The organism is Pseudomonas sp. AC463 (assembly GCF_979253585.1).
In genome coordinates this window covers 1-276 of record NZ_CEEDDZ010000550.1, presented here as the reverse complement: position 1 = coordinate 276, position 276 = coordinate 1, and the positions used below count along the sequence as shown (strand labels likewise).

The 276-nt window shown below is 61.2% G+C and carries 1 protein-coding gene; it reads right to left on the bottom strand.

Annotation, left to right across the window (positions count from 1 at the left end; all coding sequences use genetic code 11):
• The coding region (locus AC0IYH_RS31365; protein ID WP_471838125.1) for a response regulator at positions 1-276 on the bottom strand (276 nt) is incomplete at both ends.

Sequence of the window (276 nt, the reverse complement as noted above, 5' to 3'; positions counted from 1 at the left end):
AGCCGAAGCTGCGGACCTTCGAGTCCATTTCGTTGACGCCCGACAGGATCAGCACCGGCGTCGTCACGCGGGCCACGCGCAGCTTCTTCAGCACGTCGTAGCCGTGCATGTCCGGCAGGTTCAGGTCGAGCAGGATGATATCGTAGTCGTAGAGTTTGCCGAGATCCAAGCCTTCCTCACCGAGATCGGTGGTGTAGACGTTGAAGCCTTCGGTCGTCAGCATGAGCTCGATCGCCTTGGCGGTCGTCGGCTCGTCCTCGATCAGCAGCACGCGCA